The organism is Bradyrhizobium sp. 138 (genome assembly GCF_023074075.1).
Taxonomy (GTDB): Bacteria; Pseudomonadota; Alphaproteobacteria; order Rhizobiales; family Xanthobacteraceae; genus Bradyrhizobium.
Genome location: NZ_JADPKT010000076.1, coordinates 1 through 23,594 on the forward strand (window position 1 = coordinate 1; position 23,594 = coordinate 23,594).

Consider the following 23,594-nt stretch of genomic DNA (forward strand, 5'->3'; position numbering starts at 1 on the left):
GGCAGATCGAGCTCTCAGACGAACAAATTAGTCAGCTGCGTAATCGGGTACGACACACCAAGCATTCGAAGAAGGAGGCATCATGAAGTCATCGGCTCGCCGAACACGCTCGGCCATTCGCCGAAGGCGAGATTGGTGGTCACGATGACGGAGGCGCGCTCATAGAGCCGGCTGACGAGGTGGAACAGAAGCTGGCCACCGGATTGGGCGAAGGGCAAATAGCCGAGTTCATCCAGCACGATGAAGTCCATGCGGGTCAGATGCTCGGCGAGTCGTCCTTGCCGTCCATTGCGGGTCTCGGTCTCGAGGCGATTGACGAGGTCGACCACGTTGAAGAAGCGGCCGCGGGCACCGGATCGGATGCAGCTTCTTGCGATGGCAATGGCCAGGTGGGTTTTGCCGGTGCCGGTGCCGCCGACCAGCACGACGTTGCGTTGCTGGGCGACGAAGCCGCCGCCAGCGAGATCATTGACGAGAGTCTGATTGATCGGCGTGCCGTCGAACTGGAAGTCGGCGATGTCCTTGGCAAGCGGCAGCTTGGCAATGGTGAGCTGGTATTTGATCGACCTGGCTTGCTTCTCGTTGATCTCGGCGGACAGCAGATCGCCGACGATGCGCTGGGGTTCGTGCTGGCGTTTGACAGCGGTCGCCATGATCTCATCGAAGGCAGCCTTCATGCCGTAGAGCTTGAGTTCGCCCATGAGATCGAAGATTTGGGTTCGTTCCATCAGTTGGTCCTCCGGAGGTTGTCGTAACGGGCACAATCGGCGATCGGTGCATGACGGAGCGTCAGTGCGGCCGGCGTCATGATGTTGGCCGTTGGAGCGGGTTCGCGTTGCCGGGCCAGGATATTGAGCACAACATCGGCGGAATGAACGCCGTGACCGAGCGCTTCGGCGCAGGCGGCTTCCACCGCGGGAAGGCCGTCGGTCAGCACCGCGTTGAGGATATCGACCATCTGCCGGTTGCCGTCATCGGTGCTGGCGAGCTTGCGCCGGATCCGCTCGATTGCGGCCGGCAGCACCCAATCCTTGAAGGGAGCACCGTTGCGCAAGGCACCGGGTTTGCGGGCGAGCACCGGCACATAATGCCAGGGGTCGTAGACGGTATCGCCGCGGCCAAAGGATCGCGGGTGCTCGGCAACGATGCGTCCATCCTGGCGGATCACGATGCGGTCGGCATAGGCTTGAACCTCGACCGGTCGTCCGACTGCGCTGGCTGCGACCGAGTATTTGTTGTTGTCGAAGCGCACCAGGCAGGTCTTCGAGACCGACGCCGTCACCGCATGGAAGCCGTCGAAGCGGCCGGCATAGGGAACGAGCTTGGGGCGTTCGACTTCGAACACGTCCCAGATCGTCTGATCCACCAGCTCCGGATGGCGATGAGCCTTGGCGTAGGCGATGCACTTGTCGAGCAGCCAGGCGTTTAACTCGTCGAGGTTCTTGAACCGCAGCCGCGGCGTGAAGAAGCGTTCCCTGACCAGCCCGACCTGGTTCTCGACCTGCCCCTTCTCCCAGCCCGACGCTGGCGTGCAGGCGACCGGATCGACCAGATAGTGGCTGCACATCTGCAGGAAGCGGCGATTGTAGAGACGCCCTTTACCGACGAAGATACGGCGGTCTTCATGTTGTCGTAGATGCCGCGAGTGCAGGTGCCTTTGAACAGGGCGAACGCCCGGTCGTGGGCGTCAAACACCATCTCCTGCGTCTCCCGCGGATAGGCCCGCACGAACAGCATGCGGCTGTGGCAAAGCCGGACGTGGGCGGCCTTCACCATCACCGTGGTGCCGCTCAGCAAGACCACCTCGTGGCTCCAGTCGAACTGGTAGGCCTCGCCTGGTGCAAAGCTCAGCGGGACGTAAGCCGCCGCGGTCGATTGCCCGCGCTCCTTGCTCCACCGTCTGGCGTAACGCCGCACCGCATCGTAACCGCCGTCGTAGCCGCGGCCGCGCAGCTCTTCGAAGATTCGGATCAACGTCAGCTGTTCACGAGCCGATTTAGTCGCGTTCGCCGCCAGCAATCCGTCAAGCTGTACTGCCCATCGTCCCAGCTTTGGCCGCGGCTGCACCTGCCGCTCGTACTCGAAGGAGGTCTCTCCCGACCTCAGCACCTTCCGAACCGTGTTCCGCGACACCTTGAGGTCACGGGCGATCTCCTTGATCGTCTTGCCCTTGATGAAGTGCTCGCGCCGGATCCGGGCAATCGTCTCCACAATCAGCATCCCCCACCACCTGCTTTGTTACGAAGCAGGCAGCGCAACAGACCAATCTGTAGGGGGTCAATTTTGGACGCCGATCCCCCGGCTCAGGGGGTCAATATTGCAGGCCGAATGACACAAGGCTGACTATTAGCAGTGGCAAATCTATCTCTAGAAGGGTTGGCACGCCCGTCTCTTTTAAAACATGCCGGTAAGTGTGACCGAGCACGGCGGATATCCATTCGCTGCCATAGATGAGGTAGTGATTGGCCTCATTAACTAAGGCCTGATCGTCGGCAACCACGTAAAGGAGGCCTTCCTCGTGATCATCGTCGAATTGCGCGATGGCTTCCGGAAGGCGCTTTCTGAGATACTGCAACTCGGAATGAGCTTCGACGATAGCGTGGAGTTGCTTTTTTAGCGCTGCGATCGTGTTTCCGCAGGCCGTCCCGATGATACACCCCGGCATCTGCAGTGCGGCAGCCGTGACAGGTTCGGATCGTCGCCGTTTCGATAGCTTCAGCGAGCTTCGCCGTGTGGTGTTCGAGATCCGCAGCGAGGCCCTTTTCGAGAAAGCGCAACCATTCGGAATCATCCCAGCACAAGTCACGAAAAACGCCAGGCTTCAATCGTCGCAAACCATTGGCACGCATTCGGGGACCTAGCCACGCAGTGAGCTGTGGCATCCAACTCATCGGTTTCTTCCAGATGAAGTGGTGTTTGTTCCAGACGTGGTCGTTGTTCGCCAAGGACGAAGATAGAATGTACAACTCTTCGAATGTTTGAGTCATTGCAAAGGACACAGTGTTTTTGGTGGACCATCATCAAGCTTATTTAAAGCACGCCAAGTACGGAGCCAATGGCGCTCAATACTGCTGCGATGCCCGTAAGCACGGCGGCTGTACTATTTAGCTGAGAGGATTCGTAGAACGCGACTTGTCCGCTCATGATGTGCAGCTCGGGGACGTCCGAGATCGAGGCGGCCGGTTGCTGGATCGGAACGCGGCTGGCTTTCCACCAATAGGCGGCCGCAGCGATTGCAGTGCCTAAACCAGCGAGCGCAAAGATGACGGCTAACCAATGCGTGAAGTTCATGCTGCAACCTCGACCGGGCTTGTTTGATTCTCGGAATACAAGCATAACGCTAAATAGACTGCCGGTGCATGCTTAAGCAAATAGCCGTCACTGCTCGTCGAACTACGAGCCTGCGGTAATCGGCACCCGCTGCAGGCCTGTGCCGCAACCAACACTTTTAAAAGAGGCGCCCGCTTTCAGGACAGTGATAGCGCCGCCGTCATGGAATGAGGGCGGAGCCCGAAGCGAGTGCAGTCGCAAGACCGATTAACAAGGCACCCGCGCGATGGGCAGTGATAGCGGTGCCGCGAAGCGGGCGCGCTTCGTGTGAGTGGCACCGGCGAGCGAAACGTTTTCGCATCACAAAGCGCCCGGACATATCGGCGTATGGAAAACGGCAATTGCTTTCTAGTTAATAAGAATGACATTCAGTCGCATCGGTCCGTGCCGCTATATCTGCTGCGTCCCACAACAACTTTCGAAGGAGCAGCAAATGAAGGCAATGGTGGGGACGGGTGGGTGTACAGGAGTAATTGCGGCAAAGACCAATGTGTTCGGTCGCGGAGCCGACTGGCTGAGCAAGCAGGGCGCGAGAGCGCTCGCAAAATTGCTGGAAGCCTACTGGCACGGCGAGCGCTATCCCGCAGCGCGCTTCTGGGCCGAACCTGTTGATGAGCGCTTCTCCAATATCGGCACTTACGAGATTTATCGCATCGCCTGCGACCTCATCAACGGCCTGTCGCCCACCCATCGGTAGGGGCAACGAGACGGGTCGGGAGTCCCTGCGAACACGCGGGCCTGCTGCAAAAGGATGAAGCGTTAGCGGCTTTTGAAGGTGCGTCGCAGTTGGTCGCCCTTTTGTCTGGGCTTCCTTTGGCCTTGGCGTTGCACTCTATTGTCGCCATGGAGAGCCCTTACGGCCGCGTTAGCTGCAGCGCGCTCAGTCAGGAAGTTTGCTACGACGACAGAAAGGCCCCTTTTGTCACTCGGGTATGAGCGCAAAGCTCGCGACCGGGCGCGCGGTGGCTTCATCACGGAGCAGCGCGGCACGGCGATAAATAATAGCTGCCGCAAGCTTGGAAAGCTTTCCGAGCCGAAGCTTGATGACATCCTCTGTAATCTCAGCCGCGCCCGTGACAACGATCTCAAGTGCTTCCTTCACGCCTGAAATTCTCGATGTGCGCATATGTCGCTCGTATTCATAAACAAGCTCCTTGAGTTCGTCCTCAAGTTCAGCGGCGTTCCAGTCTTCTGCTACCATCTTACGGATCCAGCGGCGCATACTGCGGATAAAGTGCTGCGTGCGCTCTTCCTCGCGGAATCCAAAGACATCTTCCCATGGCGCGCGCGTGTCGAGCTGCGGAAGTTCCTTGAGCACCACGGTCCAAACGGGATGAGGCCGCTTGGCGCGTGGAAGAGTCTTATACTGGCGACCGACACTCGCGACGTTGTCAAACCCAGCAGCCTGCAACATCGCGACGTTGCGCTGCATAACCAAAGCTTCATACAGCATCTTGCGCGTTTTTATCGTGGGGTCGCGCCAGCCTACGCGCGAACGCGGATGCCAGCCGTTCGACGCATCAAAGTCGCCGATGTCAGGCTGGCCGATATATTTCATTTCGTTCGGCTCTTCGTTTATGTAGGGATCTCCCACGCGGATAAGACGCCGGTGCAGTGCGCCAGCGGCCCCCGTTGTATTGGCAGAGACGAAGGCGTCTCCTGAATCATAACCCATGTTTTGCGGGGTCAGCAGCAATCCGCGCTTTGCGAGATAACGCAGGGTGGCGGTTTCGGTATTTTCCTCATAGCCGCCAACGATTTCGCACGTCACGTCAAGATCATGCGTGAGTTAAATGCGGTCGAACAGAAGTGAGACTTTCTTGGCTACGCTTTCAAGCGGCCAAACCGCATCGCCGTGATCAGAGTCCGGCGGCCAATCGAGGCCATAGGCAAGATTCGGCGATATCACCCGCACGCGTTGTGACCGGAAATCGACGGGAGCGGGGACGGCGGTCATTTTCGAGCGAGCCGTTGCAGGGCCTTAGCTTCCGCATTCGTAAGCCGCAGCAAAACCTGCGGCGGATGGAAGCCGTCCCGGATTTCGCGCAACTCTTCTATCGTGATCGGCCCGACCCGCTTCACGGCTGCGAGCAGGATCGCGACCGCCTGCGGCGCACCGTGGAAATACTCCATAAAGGAGGCATGGTCGACACCGGCGCCATCGCGGTGCTTTTGCCAGATCGTGCGCGGATGAGCACGGTTGACATCGCTGATGGTCGCGACTCCGACCACCGCGGCCGTGGGACGAGTGGCGTAAATCCAGAGCCGCGTGCCATTAGCAAGTTCAGGAATCCGGCGTCGCAATTCTATCGTCTTCGTTCCGTCTAGGATCGCATCCGCATAACCCGGATGGATTGATATGATTGCGTCGCTTGCGTCAGGCACTTGACCATCCACGATCGAGAATTGCGGCCAACTGGACGTTAGGCAGCGGGGTTGTTGTTTGAAGATTCGACGATCCGTCGGCGCCGAGTCGCCGTAGTGTATCGAGTGTGACGGGATTCGGGAACCGGATTAGGCTGTCGAACGATGTTGCCAGGACGTCCGATGATGCCGTCAAAGGCTCGAGATCCTCGACCACGGCTCGCTGCAAAAGCTCACCGGATACGCGTTCCTTGCGCAGAATCGTCGCGTCCACGATCCGGCCAGCCGCCACAATGGCCGCGCGTCCGCCCGAGCGCTTAGACTCGTAGAAGAGAATGGGCACGCCGGGCCGCATCAGAGGTGCAGTCCGGGGGCTATTGAAATACGTCCGCAGGCCGACGAAGGCCGCGTTCGGACGGCCGAACATGTAGAGCTGATCGGCCGTACCAAGGAGGTCGTCGGCGAATGATTTTGCGATTGGAACGATGACGCCATCGCGGCCGGGCCACACGATCAAGGTTGGCGCGAGGGCGGCTTCCAGCGCGGCGAATTGAACCGTGATATCGCTTCCGTCGGCGCCTCTGACGGAAAGGCCGGATTGAACCGCACTGGCAGGCGGTACGGCTTCGGGCAAGGCGAGGCCGGTCCGTCGGCGCGTCTGCCGTGCAATCGCGGTCCAGGTCGAGGGCGTGAGAGGGCGCCCCAACGCGACCTTGATCAGGATGTCAGAATGGGCCGCGGGCAAAAAGCCGCGGAGCTTGGCGGCGCGGTTGACAGTCGATTGCCCCGGAATGGCTCTTAGCTCGATGGTGACAGGGCCCGAATGGCAGGAATCCCGGATCGCTTCGTCAAGGAGATGCTCCGCAAAGGTTTCGGAGGACACATGATCGGGCCGGACATGCACCAGCATGCGAGCAGGTGCATCGATGCTCGCCGGTGCCCGATAGATCCCGACCGCCACCAGCTTGCCATCCTCAAAGATTCCATGCGTGCTCGCCCGCTGAAACGCCGCCGCCGATGGAAGATACTCAGCGACCAGCCCCTCGCCGACGTTTTGGGAGGCAAGGTAGGCTCTCGCTTCACTGCTCGTGGCCGCCTTAGTTTCGCACTTCGTCCCCTTGAGTTGGCCACGTTCGCGGTTCGGCTCCTCCGCGGGTAACAGCTCCACGAATTCATCCAGGCCCGCAACATCCACACCGATGAGCTTCAGCAGATCGTCGCGGGCATTCAGCAGGGCGTTGTCACTGGTGATATAGCCGGATGCCCGTATCAAAGCTGCTTCCGCAAGGTGCCGCGCGTCGCTAAGCGCTTGGCGCGTCCCGGCTTGCGCGTGGTTCGTATCGACGAACACGGTTTTGTGGATGGCATCCGCGAGCGGATCTACGTCTTCCTTCGGGAAGGCGGGCAGCTTCGGCAATCGCCGCGCAAGCTTCAGAGGTGTGTCGTTGCCAGGGTCCTTCGAGGTGCGCTCGAGCTCGATGATGAATTCGGGCGCAACCGCCAGGCGAACGAGATGCGCAAGGGCCGCTCCGAAAAGGCAGTTAGCCGTCGCCGATCGCGCGCGCTCCTTTACCAGGTCGAACAGGACATTGAGATCGATGAGGTACAAAGGTGCCTCAAAGGCGCTGCGCGGGCGAAGGCCCAGGTTCACAACGCCCTGCCCGGAGACGGCTGGTGGCGCCATTAGCGTGAAGAAATTCGCCGTATCCAGCTCCAGCGAGCGCAACACGATACGGCGTTGCCGCGCCTGGCCGCCGTCGCGAACATGCCGGGCGATAAAGCCGCGGCTTTCGTAAAAGGCTTGTGCGGTCGCGAGGTCCGAAGCCACCGCCGCCGTTATCGCGATGTAGCCGCGGCTTTCGAGGTGCGAGACAAGGCCGCTAACCAGCGCCGACGCAACACCGCTACGGCGATGTTCCGGGTTGACCGCGACGGCCTGTATGCGGGCATTGGGAAACACACCGCTAAACAGGATGAAGCCGGCCACCTGCGACGTGCCGTTTTCGCGAGCCAGCATCACCCTCAGCCGCTTCTGCATGATGGCATCGCGATAAGCCGCTTCCGGCAAGAAGCCGAGCGCTTCCTTCTCGCTATCGGCCAGCGCGCGAATGGCCGTGAAATGCTGCAACAAGGCGGCGGGGTCAGTCTCGGTGCGATAGATGAAGCGTCTCGCCGACTTCTGCGATATACCTTTATCTTTCATAGGCAATGACCTGGCGGCAAAAACATCGGGGTGCGCTGTATCTTCTGCAAACGGGACTCAACCAAAAGTAGGAGTATAGAGCATATTATCCCCGAGTCCCTCGGAAATACCGATCACGTGCTCCCGCGCGGCGCCGTCTGCGATACTTGCAATAACTATTTTGCGCGCAAGGTCGAAGGGCCCTTGCTGGATACGCACTGGTTTCGGCATGCCCGCTCTCGGCAATGGGTGCCTAACAAGCGCGGGTTAATTCCCCCGATGCGAGGTATTGTCCCGGCGGCCCGTATGTCGGCCGATGTATGGCTGGACGGCTCGAAGCTTACTTTCGGAGGGCGCAATGAGCGGGAGCGGGATGTTCTTACCGACGCCATTCTGACAGGGCGCGCACGGTCCGTGTACATCCCGATCATCGAAGCGATCGATCCGCGCCTGATGTCGCGCCTTTCTGGCCAATGTCGGGCTGGAGTCTTGACGCAGCGGCTGCTTCCGGTTGACGGGTGGAATGAAGAGATCGTCGATATGCCGGCGCTCGATCCGCTTCGGCATTTCGCGCGGGTCGGCGATCGTCCGGAGAAATGGCCCTTTTCGCGCCGCCGGATTTATGGCGAAGACGATGTGCACGGGGATGGCGACGGCTGCCAGGTCATGCATGAATTCACGATCCTTTGTGAACCGTTGCCCGAGCCCGGGCATCTCGATCTTTATGCCGTCGTGTGCATCTTTGGCGAGGAATTCGCGATCAATCTTGGAGAGCCCGAGATCGCCAGCTATGAACGGTGGCTGACGGCCCACGACGGGACGAGCCCACTTTACACTTCGGACAAGCTGCCTCTTCCGCCAGTGTTCGAATGACGCGCAGGCCGGTACACTTGCGCGTGGCTTGAACAAGGAGCGTCCGGAATGGCTGACGGTGAACAAGGCGACTTGCTGTCCGGTATCGACGACGTTTCCCTGATGAGGTTCCTGCTTGAGGATCTTCATGACGACCTCTTGGGGAAAGTCCAGCGCTTTCGTTACCTGCACGATGTCGGCGAACAGCATGGGCGCCGGACGATGTTGTTCGGGGGGCATGTCACGCATAACGTATGGGTCGAGGCGCGCTCATCCTTCGTCCACGGAAACTATGTGGCGACCGTTTTGCTGTGCCAGAGTCTCATTGAAAATCTTCTAGCCGCGTTCCTGCATGGTGGATTATTGGACGAGTTGCCTCCGCGCATTCAATTTGACGAAACGCTGAAGCGTTGCAGGGCCGCCGGTATTTTGAGCGATGGGGATGTGACCGAGCTGAAGAAGCTCGTCGCCCTTCGGAATCCACTGACGCACTTCAGGAACGTGGATGACGAGCGAAGTCTTCACCGGCGCTCGATGGCGACCGGGCGGTACACCAGCGACATATTAAGTAAGGACGCTTGGTTCGCCATTTCCTCGCATCGCGCATGATGGGGAAACCGCAGTTCCGGCTCGACGACACTCCGGGCTCCTTTTCATTGGGAATTTCGAGCCAAACCCTTCAAATTCAATGATCTATAAATAGATCACAAGGGCTGAAATGATCTATTTATAGAGCGGACGACTTGACATTAGTTCCATGATGGTCTATAAATAAACCATGAGGCTTCTTATGGCCTATTTATGGATCAAACGTGCCCAAGGCCAAACGTCCTGTTTCACCCTATGCCGCCGATGCCGCAGTCCGGCTCGGCCAGCTCATTCGCCGCGGACGCATCGACCGCCACATGACGGTGGCCGCCCTGGCGGAACGGGCCGGGGTTTCGCGCGGCCTTATACAGCGCATTGAGGCGGGCGATACCGGCTGTACGATTGGAGCCGTCTTTGAGGCGGCTGCGATTGTCGGCGTGCGCCTGTTCGACGCCGGCCAGGTAACGATGTCGCGCGACGTCGAATCCGCCCGCGAACTGTTGACCTTACTTCCCAAAGCAATCCGCAGCCACCGAACCGAGCCCGATGATGACTTCTGAGCAAAAACATACCCAAGCCTATGTATGGGTTTGGCTGCCGGAAAGCACGCAACCCGTTGTCGCGGGGCTCTTGTCCGCGAGCGGAAAGCAACTCGTCTACAATTATGGGCAGAGCTATCTTCGACGGAATAATGCGATCCCGCTTTATGAGCCGGAATTGCCGCTCAAGAGCGGCGTCCTTCCGCTGCTCAACGGGCTCAACATGCCCAACTCCATTCGTGACGCGGCACCCGATGCCTGGGGCCGCCGCATCATCATCAATCGCAAGTTCGGGGGAGGCGGAAAGGATCTCGACCCCGGCAGCCTTGACGAACTCACCTATCTTCTTGAGTCCGGCTCGGACCGTATCGGCGCGCTCGATTTCCAAGCATCCGCGTCGAACTATGTACCGCGCGAAGGCGCGGAAGTGTCGCTTGATGAACTCTTGAACGCAGCCACGCTCGTTGAAAAAGGCGTACCGTTGACGGCCGAACTCGACCGGGCGCTTCTCCACGGAAGCTCCATTGGCGGCGCACGGCCAAAAGCCATGATCACGTCCGGCAACAAGAAATTCGTGGCGAAGTTCTCGTCGCAGAATGACCTCTTCGGCGTGGTGAAGGCCGAATTCGTCGCCATGCGTCTCGCCTCTCTCATCAGCCTCTCCGCCGCGCCCGTCGCCCTCAAACACGCGGCTGGAAAGGACGTGCTGCTCATCGAGCGCTTCGACCGCGAAAAAGCCGAGGAAGGCTGGCGCCGCAAGTCCATGGTGTCGGCGCTCACGCTTCTTGAGCTAGACGAAATGATGGCCCGCTATGCGAGTTACGAGCAGCTTGCGACCGTCATTCGTCATCGCTTCACATCGCCTAAAGAGACTTTGAAGGAGCTCTTTGGCAGACTTGTCTTCAACATCCTGTCCGGCAACACCGACGATCACGCGCGAAACCACGCGGCTTTCTGGAACGGCAAAGAGCTCGCGCTTACGCCCGCTTACGATATTTGTCCGCAGAACAGGACGGGCGGGGAAGCTTCGCAGGCCATGTTGATCATGGGACAGGAGCGCGCGAGCCAAATCGCGCTCTGCTTGAAAGCCGCGCCCTTGTTCCTTCTTGATGAGGGAGAAGCGGTCGCTATCGTGACCGTGCAAATCAAGACCATCAAGGAACGCTGGACCCACGTATGCGACGAGGCCGCTCTTAGCGAGGTCGATCGCAATTTCCTTTGGCGCCGACAATTCTTCAATCCCTATGCGTTCATCAATGCTCCCGAAGCGGTAACGCGCCTCGTTGATTAGCCGAATTGGCTGCGAAAGGTCCTTCTTACGAGATCGGCAACGCGAGCGCGGTCCGGAGATAGCAGCGCGATTCTGTCAATCGACTTGTGCGGTGGTTCGCTGCCACACAGGGCGAGGAAGCGGGTAATATCATCGTCTTTCTTTGAGGCTGCTTGCAATGCCTCAAAGTTGGTGAGAAACCATTTTCGCGCCGCTTCCTTGCCGTGGTTCCGGATCTCAATGATTTTGTAATAGTTCAGCACCGCGTAGCTCACGAACCCATTCTGCTGCGCGTTGCGCGCCTCGCGAAAGAGGGCAAGTGCGCGACGTGCTTCTTCGGAGCCAGGGGGAAAAGGTCGAGCTCCCAGGCGGAGATGAAGGGGCCGAGCGAACGGCCGCTGGTGAAGCTGCCGGCTTTTATTCCAAGCTTGTAATGGTCGATGTAGTTGAACGCTCGAAGGGAGAGGTCGGGTGAATTCCTCGAGAGGAGGAACACCTCCACGTAGGGCTTTTGATCCGGCTCGTTCAGCCGCAGGAGCCGCTCCACGACCTCGAACCCCGGGCCCTTGCCGATGAGCGTGTCCTCTCGCTCGAGCTGCAGCGCCGAATAGGCCTCGACGCCCTGGTTCTGGAAGACGGTGTGCTCTTCCTCGAGATTGAAGAGGGCGCGAGTCGAAATGCCTATTCGCAGCGGCTGGTCTCTGAGGGTTTCGCGGATGTCGGTCATGAGGTCTCGTCTAGCCGACCTGATCTTCCTTTGCACCCCGCGCTACGATGCGGAGCGAGCCATCCGGAAGGGGGCGCTGCAGCTTCAGTGCCTCCTCGGCGGGCGCGGTCATCCAGGTCTCCACCTCGTCGGGCGTCGTCAGGATCACCGGCATCGCCTTCGGATGGATGGCGAAGACTTCGGCGTTCGCCTCCGTCGTCAGGAATGCGTAGAGGTCGTTGGTGGTCTCGCCTTCCTTGACCTTCCTGACGGACGTCCAGTTGGTCCAGATACCGGCGAAGCAGAGGAGCGGGCGGGTCTCGTCGATTGCAAACCAGATGTCGCCGCCTTCGGCTTTGTTGAACTCGCTGAACGAGTTGAACGGCACTACGCAGCGGTTCTCGACGCCAAGCCAGCGCGTCCAGTGCTTCGACTTCACATTCCGGATGTTGGTCGTGCCGCCGTCCGGCTCCATCCGGAGCAATTCCTTGAAGTCGACGGTCTTGCCCTTGGCCTGCAGCTTCTCGGCGCGCTTCTTCGTCGCGTCCATCAGCGCCTTCGACGACGACGGCATGCCCCACCGGGCCAGCGCGAGCTCCCGGCCGTCTGTCCCATTCCGAACGATCGGCGCCTTGTAGTCCGGAATGACGCCGGGCATCGGCTGCAGGTTGCCCACGTACCGATTGACGACGCGAAACAGCTCGCTGATGGCGGCTTGGTTCGTGGTGATCGAGTAGAGGTTGCACATTCAGGCTTCCGGGTCCGGATGGCGGGCTCGCTGCGACAGCTGTAGCAGCGTCGCTGGCGGCCGGCGACCGGCCTTGGCGCACTTGGCGCAGCGGAGGCGGCTCGCCAGGTCGTGCACGCAGGTGCTGGGCGGGTGGCGCAGCGCGGCCAAGTCGACGTCCCGCTTGGTCGTGCAGCGGGAGCACTCGATCTCAAGCCAGGGGTAGCCACCTTCCGACACGCCTTTGCTGCCATCCCCGAAATTCGTTTGGGACACGGACTCGACTCTGGTTATGTTCTTGTTATGTTCTATTTCACGTCCAGTCATCCCGCCAGTTGGCGCTTCCCCACGCAACGATAGATGCACAAACTCGCCTCCTCACCCGCGGCCGGTCAGAAAACCGCGCCCACGCGGGCCGTAGGACCGGCAGACGAGCTCCCGCCTGAATACTGGCGGGCGCTCCTGGATGATCCGTCAATTGAGACCGCGCCCGCCCAGTCCGGAGCGGCGCTGCCCCTGAGCCAGATTTCCGAGCACCTGTTGCGGCTCGACTGCCGCCGCTGCGGGCGGACCCTGGAGATCCAAAAGGCCGACGCCGTGAGACTCTACGGTCCAGAGGCGGTCTGGCGGGACGTGGGCCAGCGCCTGCTGGACAACACGTGCACCAACCGGACCGGCAGCCACGAAGACGACGGCTGCTGGCCCTCGTTCGGCTAGCGCGCTGGCGATGGCGCCGAAGCACCATCCCAATCCGCTGTCCGGAGGGGACCGCAAGGCGGGTGACGGGAGCCTTCAATCCCTCCGGCGGCCCGCAGTGGTCAAGCGAGATCTCTTCCGGCGTAAAGCCGGCGAGCGCCACCGTGATCTGGAAACGGTTCTCGTCGAGACGTTCGATGTTGTGGGGGGGATAGGTCTCTTCGGCGGTCCGCTGGACCTCGCAGCGCCAGTTCACCTTGGCCGATTACGTCGCATCGACGAAATCTTGGAGGCGCTTTGCGCGCTGGACGAAGGCCCGCGGGATCCGCCTGGCGGTAAGCCGATGCGCCTGCGTCCGGTCGAACGCGCGGCAGCCTAGGAGAGCGACGATGCATCGAAATTGCTCCTGCCGGGACGAATCCTTCCGCTCCCTCGGTCGTTCCGGGCGGTTAGCACGGGGCAGGGATTCGCATTCGGCGGGGCTGGGTGTTGTCCACTTGTTCCGCCATCCTCTGCACAACGCCGCTGCGCCGGGTCTGTACCGCCCTTCGGGGGGCGTGGATGGAGCCTTGCCAAAGCTCGAAAGTAAAAGAGGTGACCGGCGGGTCCTCAAGGAGCGCGTCGGCCCATGGGCGGGGCTAAAACCGCCGGCGGAGCGGGTGGGCCTCCGAGCACGCGGGACTAGATCAGCCATCCGTGCCGACTAACCGTCGGACGACTGACGGTCCTCGCTCCAGCGGCCCTGGTCGTTGCCGCCGATGGCTACGGGCGATGCCGTCGTCACGGTCTGCAGCGCCCAGGAGCCTGTCGGGTTGGCCCGGTCCAGCAGCTCGCGGGCGACCTCGCCCAATCCCGCGGCCTGGAGCACGGCCATCTGGAACGCGTCGCGGGCGGCGAAGTCTGCCTCCGCGAGATCCTCGTCGAGCAGGCTGAGCGGCGCGTCGAGATCGCGCTCAAGGAAGTGGTGCCAGTCGTCGAATCCGTGAAGCTGAGCGGCAAGCTCGAGGCACGCGGTGTAACGAAGATCGATGCCGATCATATCGAGAATCTTCTGCATGCGCTTGGCGCACCGCTTGACGCGCTTTTCAGACATCATGATGATCATCGTGTGCTCCTCTTACTGACCGAGTTCGGGGTCGCCGGGTGCGGCGACGTAGGACTGGCGCCAGCGCTCGATTTCGTGCCCGAGATCCATCAGGGTCGGGATCTGCTTGGGGTGGAGGCTGCTGCAGAGGTGATGCAAGGGCCTTTCGGTGACGGCCCTGGCCTGCGGGCCGGGCCCGTGAAGGACTTCGATGCCGCGCTGCCTAGACCAAACCTGAAACAAGCCCCAGCGGTACGCGGAGCTGTTATCGACCCAGATCTGCCGTGGGCACCCAATTCGGCTGGTTAGCCGCTCCAGAGTGGCGACGATGTCTTCGCTGACAGCCAGGCTCACCGTTGCGCTCAGCGGCCGGCGCGTAGCGACGTCGATCACCAGCATGACGAACAGTCTTTCGGGCCAGTCGAGGATGGCGTGATCGACCGCCCAGGTCTCATTGGCGCGCGTCGGCATGGGCATCATCGGCATGAACGGTGGACGTGCCGTTCCTTCACTGGGGTGACGTGGATGCCGGCGGCGTGCGCATTTTCCGGTTCTTGGAGGAAAACCTGCCTCGCGGGCCGCGACCACACCTGATGACGAGGGAATTGGCCGAGAAGTCCGGGCAGCCCGCCGATGCTGATCCCAGCTTGGCTTCGATCGCGAGATCAAACAGCGCACTCAGTGAATTGGCGGATTGGTTGGCGTTCGGGACTGATGTTCACCATCTTGAGCAGGAGGCGCTGGAGCCGACGTCTCCAGAAGAGCGAGCCTCAAGCGGGCACGCGCACCCTCAAGCGACCTTGCAACTGGAGGATTAGGTCGCTGCAACGTTGATACAGAGTTTGGCAATTGTCGTGCCTCAGTTCGACGGCAAGTGAAAACCGCTGGCGGAGCACATCGTCGCCGGCCCAGCGCCGCTGTGCGAAGACGGCTACATAGAACGTGTCGCCGTAATTGTCGCGATTGACGGCTTGGGTAAACGTCGCGCATTGGAGCGTGCTGGTTTCGCGAGCTTCCACGCCCGGCTCCATCTTGCATTTCGCGCTATCAGGTATGTCGGGATGGCGAGTACCATCGTCTCGCTTCCGAAAATGATCGATTATCTCATCCGGAGAAAGGCCCCGCACCAGATAGAAGTTCATCCGCGTACCGAGATACTCCAGCCGCGTGTGTCGCGTCGGAGGATCAAACGCCAGCGACACTCGGATCTGACGCATTCCTCGGGTCTGTCTAAAATCCTCGGGAAGCGGAACGGCGTAAAGCGCCACCTGATCAAGGTCGAGTTCTTGTCGGTCCGCCAATAACACGGCCCGGTTGTCATCGGACGCAACGGCGCGCGCTACATCTGCAATGCCGTAACCTAGGCACTGCCGCACCGAGGGTGCATACTTGGAACCTGGTTCGTAGTTCGGTTGCAAACAGCGAACCGCTTCGATCGGTAGTTCGGCCGACAGGGCGAGCAGACATCGGATCAGATTGGCTGAGGCGCGAGGAAATCGCCGAACTATTTGTGCGGCCTTGTAGGCGACAAGCGGGGCTGCGTAGGATGTTCCACTCGCCGCGGTGAACAATGACGTTCTATAGTCATCATTCAGAGTGAGAACACCTGCGCTGGGCCAGTGCGTTCCTTGAAGAAGGCGGTTCACGTTGCCGTTGAAGACAACTGTGCCCCCGTAGTCCACGAGATCGGGCTTGATGGCGCCACCAATACCTGGCCCGGACCGAGTGATGGGCGAGGGTTGATTGCGCTCGGCGATCAACTGAACCTGAACTCCATCGTCCGGATCGTCACGGAGGCCGTTGGCATTGGCGATTGCGCCGACGGTTAGGGCGTTGGCGGCTATCGCCGGATCGATAAGGCGGTTGTCAGCGCTGGTCAGGTAGGTCGGATAGCTCGCGAGAATTTCGGCATTGCGTTCGCCCCATGGCCAGCGCGCATTGCCGGCAGATACGACTATCACAACGTCATGTTCGCGGGCCAATGCATCCAATTCGGCCGTCCACGGCGTTGCTCGACCTCCACTATACGGGGTAAGGCGGCGGTCGCCGAGGGACAGATTAATGACGCGGCAGCCGGCGTTGGCAAGAGCCTCAACGGCGGAGCGCATCTGGGCGGGAACCGTGGTTTCATCATCAAACGCGCCTTGATCGTTGACGACACGGGCGCTCAAAATCCGAACAGATCCAACAAAGCTTCTCTGGTCTAGTCGTTCGCGGACATCGCCGTATGCCGCAATACCTGCGACCTTCGTGCCGTGCCCCCAAACGTCGGCCGTCCCGAGCGCGGCTGGAATGGCAATCTGCTCAACGACAAGGCTGTCGAGGAGAGGATGCGCATTGAGGCCGGAATCGATGATGCCGATAATGGGTGCGTCCCGCTCAGCAGGGATTGCCGGCGGAAGATCATGAATGGTGACGCTAGGAACATCATGCTCGCCCAAATCGGGAAGCGGCAGCAGGTCGATAGACGCCACCTCCGGACGGTCGAGAAGCGCCTTCAACTCGTTCCCTCGGATGCGCAAGCGGATCAGCGAGAAGCCTGTAGTGCCGACGAACGGTTGACCGACACTTTGACCTCCAAGTTCGCCTTCAACATAGGCGATCATGGATCGCGCTCGCACTTCCCTTTCGAACTGCTCGCCGGCATCCCACAACTCGACGTCCACGACGAAGGCATTCCGGCCGTCGATATCATCAACATCGACGATACCGGAGGCGGCAAGGCGAGGGCCTATCCGGTCTTTCGGGTCGAGCTCGCCGACCCGTTCAATTGGAGCGATGAGGGAGGTATGTGGTGGATTCTCGCGACCCTTTACAGGGCCGGCCGTAAACCTCTCGACGCGCTCGCGAAACGCGTCAAGTTCGAACGAGTCAGAAAACAGGACCAGGATGTTTCCGGGATTTTGAGCCAACACATGGAGACCCGCTCTCCGCCACTCGTCTTCGTCGACGGCCCTCGTCAGTTCGACCTTTAGAATGAGCTTGGGGTCGATACCCGCAATCGCGGCTCTCGCTCGAGCGGCAGCGATGGTTTCCTCGACCTCCTCAGCGATGCGAGCGCCGTGCGCTCGGTGGTCGCGCTCCGGCGGCCTTCCGAAACCGTGCTTTCTGCGAGGCTCCACGCGCGGCATGCGGAGAAGCGGGAGGTGCTCACGAGGTGGCATTCATCAAGTCGTCCGTGGCCGACGAGTCGACTGGGCTGCCGACCGCCGGTTGGCGCTTTTCAGGGCTGCCGCGAAATCCGTCTCGGTTACAGCTTTGCGCTTCTTAAGGACTGCGGTTTTTACGGCATCGAGTGCTACGCGCTCTATGTCTGCGTAGGAAAGGCCGTTCAACTTGGCGGCGCTGGCGTCGATATCGAAGTTTACGGGAAAGTTCTTGAACACCAATCTAAGTAGCGAGCCAATTTGCTCGCGGCTCGGCGGTTCGAACACCACGACATCGTCGAAGCGGCGCCAGATTGCCGTATCCAGGCTGTTCTCGAGATTTGTCGCTGCCACAAAAACGCCTCGCCCCTGATGACGATCAATTAGCCCCAGTAAGCTGTTTACCACGCGGCGCAATTCGTTGTGCTCACCCTCGTCCGTTCTAGATCGAGCAAGTGCGTCGAACTCATCCAAAAACAGAACGCATGGACGGCGTGTCGCGTACTCGAAGAGGCGCCTGAGATTCGTCGCCGTCTGTCCAAGCAGCGATGATATCAATGCATCTACACGAGCCGTCAGTAACGGGAGGTCAAGCTCGCGGGCGATGACCTCCGCTCCGAGGGTTTTGCCGCAACCAGGAGGTCCGCAGAACAACATTTTTGATTTCAGAGGCAGACGGTGCCGTCGCAGCTCGTCGGCACGCTTCTGTTCTTCGATCAGCGAATCGAAGCTGTTGCGAGCTTCCGATGTCAGCACGATGTCCGAAAGCCTTCGAGAGGGTTCGGTCGCGTCGACCAATTCGGCCGCGGGGTCCGAGAATGCATCAAGGGTGGCGAGCTTTGGTGTGCCGCTGGCCGGGTGGACGCTAGCCTCAAGAACTCGCTTCAACGCGGCGGCGAGCGGAGCGTGCCCCATTCGATGCTCATCGTTAATGATTGTCATGGCCGCAGACCGAAATTCTTCGGGCCGGCCATAACTGGCGATGAGCTTTTTGATCTGTTCAGCCTTGGCCATCTACGTGCGCTGCCCTTGTCTGCAGATCATGCTCGGAGAAAATGGGAATCGTAGCTAGAAAATACCGCGTCGCTCGCAAGACGCCAGTCAATTATAGGCCCACGTGGCCCGCCCGGTGCGGCCCTGTGGGTATTCTGCTGAGCCAGCCTTCCAGCCACTTGGCTTTCTTCCGGAACAGGATCGCTCGGTTCGGATCGTCTTCAAAGATCCGCATCAACGCCCCGGCAGCAGTCGAATCCGGGAAGAGCACCAGTTCTTCCAAGAAGTCGACGTGCAATCCGAATTCACGGCTCAGTTGGGCGACGTCAGCATCGCTCAGGTCGCCTAGGTACATGATAGGTTCGCGCGCACCGTCGTAGCAAAGTGTCCATCCGGATCCTAGGTCGCGGTTCCTGACGGTCCAAGCCTCCTGGTGGATAAGAGACGGCAAGCCCGATCCCATCAGAGGGACTTCGGCCGTGCGGCTGCTTTCATCCTCAACGCTAAGGACGGCGCGACGGTCATCCAGGATCGCCCGGAAGACAAAACCGGCCAGCTTCACTTCATGAAAGACGTATTTCAGAAGGGCTTTATCTGGCGTGCCTCCGCAAGTCTGTTCAGACCCCCCTCGGTTTTTTCGTGCTCCAAAATCGGTCAAAAAATCGAGGGGAAATTCGTGTATTATTTCAGGGGGATGGAAGATCGAGTCGTTCTAAAAACGAAATCGAGTCGCTCTAAAACCCGAATCGAGTCGCTCTAAAAGTGGCCTCACAACCCTTGAAAACATTGGTGGGCCCGGCAGGACTCGAACCTGCAACCAGACCGTTATGAGCGGCCGGCTCTAACCATTGAGCTACAGGCCCCGCTGCTGGCGACCGCTGAACGACGCTCGGACCGGCGCGGGGCTCGTTTACAGAATGGCTGGCATTCTGGCAATCCCATTGAAGAGCCTCCCTCCGCTCCCCCTGCCTCGTAAGCGCTGAAAACGACGCTTACCCTCCCTCCCGAGAAGTGCCGATTGAGTCATGCCTTAGCTCATTCTTGCTGAACAGAACAGGCCGACCAACTAGGTGAGCTTCTCGCGTCGGTCCAGCGGGCGCGCAGGCAGTCGCCGCCACACGATGGCAATGACGCTTATCATCTCTGGAGCTCCGATTCGTGTCTGAAAGGCCCGTGATTGCTGCGCCGGCCTCCCACGGCGAGAGAGGGATTGCACGTCTCAGCCGGCTTTTAGGCTTTTATCGCTTTCGCTTATGAGCAACGACTCGTTGAGGCTGAGCGGTTTGCCGACGTCGCGGTGAAGCTCGCTTGGCGCCGTCACAGCCATGTCGCCGTCGATGCCGAAATCCTGTCCACAGTGCTGCGGCTCGACACGTCGAACGATCTGGCCAATTATCGCGCCGTGACCGCTTATATTGGCAGTCAAAATGCCGATCTCAAGTCACATCTTTCGGTCACTCTCACGTTCTTGGATCGGATCTGGTTAAGCAATCGCCCACCCGAGTTGCGCAAGTTGAAGGCGAGAGGCATCCGGTTCTCGCTTGTGCTGTCGCCACCTGGAATAGGCCAGGCTGGAAGTGATAGAGGCGGGGACGCGCCCAGATGGTGTGGATCGCGCCGACGCCGGGCTCGATCGGTGAGCTGCGCCGGGCAATGGGGAACCCACGGCCGTCGAAAGCGCGGCCGGACCCAAGCTGATCGAGCAGAAAGACGGCGCATCACAAGGGTCAAACGCTGCTAATCGCCATGGTTGCGATGGTAAAAGTCCCTCGTCGACTGCCTGGGGGCAACATGGTTAAGGCATTTCGCAATACGGTCATGGCACTTACTTTTGTAGGAGTTGCCGGCTGCAACATGTTTTTGAATTTCATGAATGACTATTTGGTCTGCGGCCTTGCGCTGGCTGCTTCAGTGACCTTCGGCTTTTGCGTTGAGCGCATCTTCATCGAGCGGTCCCGTCGGGAGATGGTTCGCCTCCACGGCGCGGACTGGCATTCGGCGGAGAACCGACAGGTCGACTCATGAAGTCACCCGTCGCGCGCTCGTAATTTTCATCATCCGATCTTTCGCATTCGACCTGAGGGGCTTGGCCCGATGATCAAACCCGTCCATCCATTCCGGTTCGCTCGCATCGAGCGCCTGCGAGAGCTGCTTGAACCAGACTACGGAATGGCAGTTGATACGAATGGGGGCGTGAGCACCACGAACATGGTGAGACCCGATCCGCAGCTGCTCGATGCAGATTTGGTACTCGGTCGTGATCCAAGAGGGTACGAGCTGGGTCCTTCGTTGCGAGCCTGCGAGCGCTACGGCACGCAAGCGGTCGATACCGCCCGAGTAGCATCACGATCTGGAAGGACGACGACCATAAGCTGACCCGATGTAGGGGGCGATTGGACGAGCCCGTGCATCCATCGCCCAGCATGCGCCAAGAGTGGACTTTTGGATTCCATACGCAACAGAATGTTGCGGTTGAATCGAGGTGGATTTGTATGCCGGCTGGCAAGCCAGACCGGGACATAGCCAGGGGTACCCCGGCGAATCATGCGTTTGCTGCCGCGTGCAGTTGAGGCATTCGACGTCAACGATGCAGTTCGGACAAGGCGGGAGACCTGATGCGTATATCGTCTCGAAGATCGCGACGCTGCCCTGGCTGGAGAGTTTTGCCGCGCGCATGGCGCCGGGGCCACTCGCTCTGCGATTTAAGTCTGTCCCACGCTCATGCAGGCGGCGATCCTCCGTCTGAATAGGCCCCGACTTCCGCTGACCGCGACGCTTCGCGCCACCCGCTCACGTCGCGAGCCCACGACGCTCCAGAGCGTCTTCGCCTATCCGCCGCTGGCGCACCGTATCTGCTCTCGTTCGAATTCAAAGCTGGTTCGGTCAGGCGTGAGTTTGTGCGTGCGTTCGAGGCCTATCGGTCGCGAAACCTTCAAGTCCTTCAGCTACAGTGACACGATTCATTCCGATCGCAGATCTCGCGGGACTCAACGAGAAAGTCCTCGCGGATGTGACGGTTTTATCGTAAGCGTGGCGTTGAGGCCCTTGAGAATTTTTGTACTCAATCCTGAGAGCACCGCTAGAAGAGTCATCTTCTGCAAGGGTGCTCACAATGGACGACCATTCGGACGACATAAGACGACCGTTGTCACCGCGTATCGAAGTGTACGCAGGCGCAGGTCGAAAGCGCTGGCCGGACGATTTGAAGGCACAGATTGCCGCGGAAAGCCTTGAGCCGGGGGCGATTGTCACAGATGTCGCGCGTCGCCATGGGTGCCGGCCCCAGCAGGTGCACGACTGGCGGCGCCGGGCGCGTTTGGGCCAGTTGGTACTTCCGGCTTCGGCGGACACGCTGTCGTTCGTGCCGGTGGTATCGGAATCAGCGCTACCGGCGGCCGCAGAGCCCACCGGGTCGCCGGAAGCAGCTGTAGTGACGGTTGAACTCCAGGGGGCACGCGTGGAGGTGCGAGGGACGCCTGGCCTTGCTGTGTTGAGTGATGTGTTCTTGGCGCTTCGACGGACACGTTCATGCTGACGCCGCCCGCGAGCCTCATGATTTACGTGGCGACGCAACCTGTGGACTTCAGAAAAGGTGCGGAGGGCTTGGCGCTGTTGGCGAAGGAGACGCTGGGCCATGACCCGATGAAGGGCCTGGCGGTGGTGTTCCGTGCGAAGCGCGCCGATCGGGTGAAGATTGTCGTCTGGGATGGCAGCGGCCTTGTGATGTATTGGAAACGGCTCGATGGCAGCGGCTTCAAATGGCCTCCCATCGTGGCCGGCGTGATGCGGATGAATGCCGCCCAGCTGTCCGCGCTTCTGGCCGGCATGGATTGGACGCGGATGCACGCGCCTCGAATCCCGCAGCCGAAAGCACTTGCATAGGACATAAAATCTTCGCTGCATCGGGCCGCGAAGCATGGCAGACTCGGGCCAATGAGTGATTTGCCTGATGTGCTGCCGAGCGATCCAGCCGAGTTGCGTGCCTTTGCCGCGGCTCTGCTGGATCGTTGCGCCAGGCTCGAGCGGTTGCTCAAGCTTGCGAAAGATGCGCAGTTCGGTCGATCATCGGAAAAGCTGGACGCTGATCAGCTACAGCTTGTTCTGGAGGATATCGAAGAGGCCGTCGCGGCTCTCGAAGCAGCTGAGGATCGCGCCAATCCCAGAGCCCGCGAGAAGAGAACTGCCAAGCGCAGAGCCAACCGTGGTCAGCTTCCGGAGCATTTGCCGCGCATCGTCGAAACCCTGATGCCGGCTGCAACCTGCTGCCCGTGCTGCAAAGGCGATCTCGTTGAGATTGGTCACGATGAGAGCCAGAGGCTCGACGTCGTTCCGGTACAATACAGAGTGATCGTCACCCGCCGGCCCAAGCTGGCCTGCCGCGCCTGTCATGGCGTCGTCCTCCAGCACGCTGCGCCCGAGCGATTGATCAAGGGGGACTGCCCACCGAGCGTCTCGTCGCGCATGTCATTGACGCCAAGTATCATTGGCATTTGCCGCTCTATCGTCAGGCGCAGATGCTGGCGACGCACGGTATCGCCATCGACCGTTCCACGCTCGCCTTCTGGGTCGGCTACGCCGCCCAGGAATTGAAGCCCTTGTGGCATCGTCTGCGCCAGCTTCTGCTCGCTTCTTCGAAGCTCTGTGTCGATGAGACCCCGGCACCGGTGCTAGATCCGGGGCGCGGCAGGACCAAAACCGGCTACTTCTGGGCGCTGTCACGCGATGACAGTCCCTGGGCCGGACCTGACCCACCTGGCGTGGTTTACGCCTATGCACCGGGCCGTGGGGCGGTTCATGGCTTGAGGCTGCTCGAGGGCTATCGCGGCATCATCCACTGCGACGGCTATCAGGCTTACAAGACTATGACCCGAGAGACGCGTGCGGACGCCTTGTCCGGAACGCTCGCCTTCTGCTGGTCGCATCTGAGGCGCCAGTTTGTGAAGATCGAGCGCGAGGCTGCTCCGGCGCCAGCTCCGGTTGCCCGCGAGGCTCTTGAGCGCATCGCCCAACTTTACGCGGTCGAGAAAGCGCTCCGCGGCCGATCGGATGCCGAGCGCCGTGCTGGCAGGCAGGCGCATGCCCGACCTCTGGCTACAGCCTTGAAGCAGTGGTTTGAG

The 23,594-nt window shown here is 60.3% G+C and carries 26 protein-coding genes, 1 tRNA gene and 4 pseudogenes; 13 read left to right on the plus strand and 18 right to left on the minus strand.

What is annotated here, in order from left to right:
* Positions 1 to 101 precede the first annotated feature (101 nt).
* The 4 genes and pseudogenes from istB to IVA79_RS26985 form a co-directional block, all read right to left on the minus strand.
* Positions 102 to 728, minus strand: a pseudogene (istB, locus tag IVA79_RS26970) (IS21-like element helper ATPase IstB); the annotation flags it as partial.
* Positions 728 to 2,220 (minus strand): annotated as a pseudogene (istA, locus tag IVA79_RS26975) (IS21 family transposase). The pseudogenes istB and istA, both read right to left, overlap by 1 nt.
* Positions 2,221 to 2,311: 91 nt before the next feature.
* Positions 2,312 to 2,665, minus strand: coding sequence for a hypothetical protein (locus IVA79_RS26980; RefSeq protein WP_247558689.1), 354 nt, complete (start codon positions 2,663 to 2,665; stop codon positions 2,312 to 2,314).
* Between the two features lie 365 nt (positions 2,666 to 3,030).
* A complete protein-coding gene (locus IVA79_RS26985) occupies positions 3,031 to 3,291 on the minus strand; it encodes a hypothetical protein (protein WP_247558691.1) in 261 nt (86 codons plus the stop codon).
* Between the two features lie 472 nt (positions 3,292 to 3,763).
* Between IVA79_RS26985 and IVA79_RS26990 the strand changes: the two genes are divergently transcribed.
* The gene (locus IVA79_RS26990) at positions 3,764 to 4,027 is read left to right on the plus strand and encodes a hypothetical protein (protein WP_247558693.1); all 264 of its coding nucleotides are present in this window, start codon (positions 3,764 to 3,766) and stop codon (positions 4,025 to 4,027) included.
* A 225-nt stretch (positions 4,028 to 4,252) separates the two neighbouring features.
* Here the strand turns inward: IVA79_RS26990 and IVA79_RS26995 are convergent, their stop codons facing one another.
* The 3 genes from IVA79_RS26995 to IVA79_RS27005 form a co-directional block, all read right to left on the minus strand.
* Entirely contained in the window at positions 4,253 to 5,101 is an 849-nt protein-coding gene (locus tag IVA79_RS26995) for a hypothetical protein (protein ID WP_247558695.1), read from the minus strand.
* Between the two features lie 182 nt (positions 5,102 to 5,283).
* Entirely contained in the window at positions 5,284 to 5,715 is a 432-nt protein-coding gene (locus IVA79_RS27000) for an ASCH domain-containing protein (RefSeq protein ID WP_247558697.1), read from the minus strand.
* A complete protein-coding gene (locus IVA79_RS27005; protein WP_247558699.1) occupies positions 5,708 to 7,897 on the minus strand; it encodes a GNAT family N-acetyltransferase in 2,190 nt (729 codons plus the stop codon). The genes IVA79_RS27000 and IVA79_RS27005 overlap by 8 nt, the downstream gene beginning before the upstream one ends.
* Before the next feature lie 285 nt (positions 7,898 to 8,182).
* Between IVA79_RS27005 and IVA79_RS27010 the strand changes: the two genes are divergently transcribed.
* The 4 genes from IVA79_RS27010 (at position 8,183) to IVA79_RS27025 (ending at position 11,146) form a co-directional block, all read left to right on the plus strand.
* Positions 8,183 to 8,749, plus strand: coding sequence for a hypothetical protein (locus IVA79_RS27010; RefSeq protein WP_247558701.1), 567 nt, complete (start codon positions 8,183 to 8,185; stop codon positions 8,747 to 8,749).
* 48 nt (positions 8,750 to 8,797) lie between these two features.
* Positions 8,798 to 9,337 (plus strand): hypothetical protein, encoded by a 540-nt coding sequence (locus tag IVA79_RS27015; RefSeq protein ID WP_247558703.1) that lies wholly within the window; start codon positions 8,798 to 8,800, stop codon positions 9,335 to 9,337.
* 203 nt (positions 9,338 to 9,540) lie between these two features.
* Positions 9,541 to 9,876 carry a helix-turn-helix transcriptional regulator gene (locus IVA79_RS27020; RefSeq protein ID WP_247558705.1) on the plus strand — a complete coding sequence of 112 codons (336 nt, stop codon included), beginning with the start codon at positions 9,541 to 9,543 and terminating at the stop codon, positions 9,874 to 9,876.
* Positions 9,866 to 11,146 (plus strand): HipA domain-containing protein, encoded by a 1,281-nt coding sequence (locus IVA79_RS27025; RefSeq protein WP_247558736.1) that lies wholly within the window; start codon positions 9,866 to 9,868, stop codon positions 11,144 to 11,146. The genes IVA79_RS27020 and IVA79_RS27025 overlap by 11 nt, the downstream gene beginning before the upstream one ends.
* On the opposite strand, the gene IVA79_RS27030 is transcribed toward IVA79_RS27025, so the two are convergent.
* From IVA79_RS27030 to IVA79_RS27045, 4 genes and pseudogenes are all read right to left on the minus strand, one after another.
* Positions 11,143 to 11,400 (minus strand): hypothetical protein, encoded by a 258-nt coding sequence (locus IVA79_RS27030; protein ID WP_247558707.1) that lies wholly within the window; start codon positions 11,398 to 11,400, stop codon positions 11,143 to 11,145. The genes IVA79_RS27025 and IVA79_RS27030 overlap by 4 nt on opposite strands.
* Positions 11,397 to 11,852, minus strand: coding sequence for a 5'-nucleotidase (locus tag IVA79_RS27035; RefSeq protein WP_247558709.1), 456 nt, complete (start codon positions 11,850 to 11,852; stop codon positions 11,397 to 11,399). Before IVA79_RS27035 ends, IVA79_RS27030 begins: the two co-directional genes overlap by 4 nt.
* 10 nt (positions 11,853 to 11,862) lie before the next feature.
* Complete coding sequence (locus IVA79_RS27040; protein WP_247558711.1) at positions 11,863 to 12,579, minus strand: SOS response-associated peptidase; 717 nt, start codon at positions 12,577 to 12,579, stop codon at positions 11,863 to 11,865.
* Positions 12,580 to 12,789, minus strand: a pseudogene (locus tag IVA79_RS27045) (hypothetical protein); the annotation flags it as partial. It abuts the gene before it with no gap.
* A 129-nt stretch (positions 12,790 to 12,918) separates the two neighbouring features.
* Between IVA79_RS27045 and IVA79_RS27050 the strand changes: the two are divergent.
* Together IVA79_RS27050 and IVA79_RS27055 are read left to right on the plus strand one after the other, a co-directional pair.
* Positions 12,919 to 13,275: a hypothetical protein gene (locus tag IVA79_RS27050; protein ID WP_247558713.1), complete on the plus strand. Its 357-nt coding sequence runs from the start codon at positions 12,919 to 12,921 to the stop codon at positions 13,273 to 13,275.
* A gap of 10 nt (positions 13,276 to 13,285) precedes the next feature.
* Positions 13,286 to 13,633, plus strand: a complete 348-nt coding sequence (locus tag IVA79_RS27055) for a hypothetical protein (RefSeq protein WP_247558715.1) — start codon at positions 13,286 to 13,288, stop codon at positions 13,631 to 13,633.
* Between the two features lie 324 nt (positions 13,634 to 13,957).
* Here IVA79_RS27055 and IVA79_RS27060 read toward each other — a convergent pair whose 3' ends face one another.
* Both IVA79_RS27060 and IVA79_RS27065 read right to left on the minus strand, forming a co-directional pair.
* Entirely contained in the window at positions 13,958 to 14,359 is a 402-nt protein-coding gene (locus IVA79_RS27060) for a hypothetical protein (RefSeq protein WP_247558717.1), read from the minus strand.
* Between the two features lie 12 nt (positions 14,360 to 14,371).
* Positions 14,372 to 14,809, minus strand: coding sequence for a DDE-type integrase/transposase/recombinase (locus IVA79_RS27065; RefSeq protein ID WP_247558719.1), 438 nt, complete (start codon positions 14,807 to 14,809; stop codon positions 14,372 to 14,374).
* A 26-nt stretch (positions 14,810 to 14,835) separates the two neighbouring features.
* On the opposite strand from IVA79_RS27065, the gene IVA79_RS27070 reads away from it, so the two are divergent.
* Positions 14,836 to 15,156, plus strand: coding sequence for a Wadjet anti-phage system protein JetD domain-containing protein (locus tag IVA79_RS27070; protein ID WP_346658205.1), 321 nt, complete (start codon positions 14,836 to 14,838; stop codon positions 15,154 to 15,156).
* Here the strand turns inward: IVA79_RS27070 and IVA79_RS27075 are convergent.
* The gene (locus tag IVA79_RS27075) at positions 15,109 to 16,944 is read right to left on the minus strand and encodes a S8 family peptidase (protein ID WP_247558721.1); all 1,836 of its coding nucleotides are present in this window, start codon (positions 16,942 to 16,944) and stop codon (positions 15,109 to 15,111) included. The genes IVA79_RS27070 and IVA79_RS27075 overlap by 48 nt on opposite strands.
* Here IVA79_RS27075 and IVA79_RS27080 point away from each other — a divergent pair.
* Positions 16,909 to 17,313, plus strand: a complete 405-nt coding sequence (locus tag IVA79_RS27080; RefSeq protein WP_247558723.1) for a hypothetical protein — start codon at positions 16,909 to 16,911, stop codon at positions 17,311 to 17,313. The genes IVA79_RS27075 and IVA79_RS27080 overlap by 36 nt on opposite strands.
* A gap of 192 nt (positions 17,314 to 17,505) precedes the next feature.
* Here the strand turns inward: IVA79_RS27080 and IVA79_RS27085 are convergent, their stop codons facing one another.
* From IVA79_RS27085 to IVA79_RS27100, 4 genes are all read right to left on the minus strand, one after another.
* Positions 17,506 to 18,498, minus strand: coding sequence for an ATP-binding protein (locus tag IVA79_RS27085; protein WP_247558725.1), 993 nt, complete (start codon positions 18,496 to 18,498; stop codon positions 17,506 to 17,508).
* A gap of 91 nt (positions 18,499 to 18,589) precedes the next feature.
* Entirely contained in the window at positions 18,590 to 19,135 is a 546-nt protein-coding gene (locus IVA79_RS27090; protein WP_247558727.1) for a hypothetical protein, read from the minus strand.
* Positions 19,136 to 19,264: 129 nt separating this feature from the next.
* A tRNA-Ile gene (locus IVA79_RS27095) sits at positions 19,265 to 19,340 on the minus strand.
* A 356-nt stretch (positions 19,341 to 19,696) separates the two neighbouring features.
* Positions 19,697 to 19,903, minus strand: a complete 207-nt coding sequence (locus tag IVA79_RS27100) for a hypothetical protein (RefSeq protein ID WP_247558730.1) — start codon at positions 19,901 to 19,903, stop codon at positions 19,697 to 19,699.
* Positions 19,904 to 20,268: 365 nt separating this feature from the next.
* On the opposite strand from IVA79_RS27100, the gene IVA79_RS27105 reads away from it, so the two are divergent.
* The 4 genes and pseudogenes from IVA79_RS27105 to IVA79_RS27120 all read left to right on the plus strand — a co-directional run.
* The gene (locus tag IVA79_RS27105) at positions 20,269 to 20,502 is read left to right on the plus strand and encodes a hypothetical protein (protein ID WP_247558732.1); all 234 of its coding nucleotides are present in this window, start codon (positions 20,269 to 20,271) and stop codon (positions 20,500 to 20,502) included.
* A gap of 1,087 nt (positions 20,503 to 21,589) precedes the next feature.
* The gene (locus tag IVA79_RS27110; protein ID WP_247280258.1) at positions 21,590 to 22,012 is read left to right on the plus strand and encodes a transposase; all 423 of its coding nucleotides are present in this window, start codon (positions 21,590 to 21,592) and stop codon (positions 22,010 to 22,012) included.
* Positions 22,006 to 22,359, plus strand: a complete 354-nt coding sequence (tnpB, locus tag IVA79_RS27115) for an IS66 family insertion sequence element accessory protein TnpB (protein WP_247558734.1) — start codon at positions 22,006 to 22,008, stop codon at positions 22,357 to 22,359. The genes IVA79_RS27110 and tnpB overlap by 7 nt, the downstream gene beginning before the upstream one ends.
* A gap of 51 nt (positions 22,360 to 22,410) precedes the next feature.
* Positions 22,411 to 23,594, plus strand: a pseudogene (locus IVA79_RS27120) (IS66 family transposase); the annotation flags it as partial.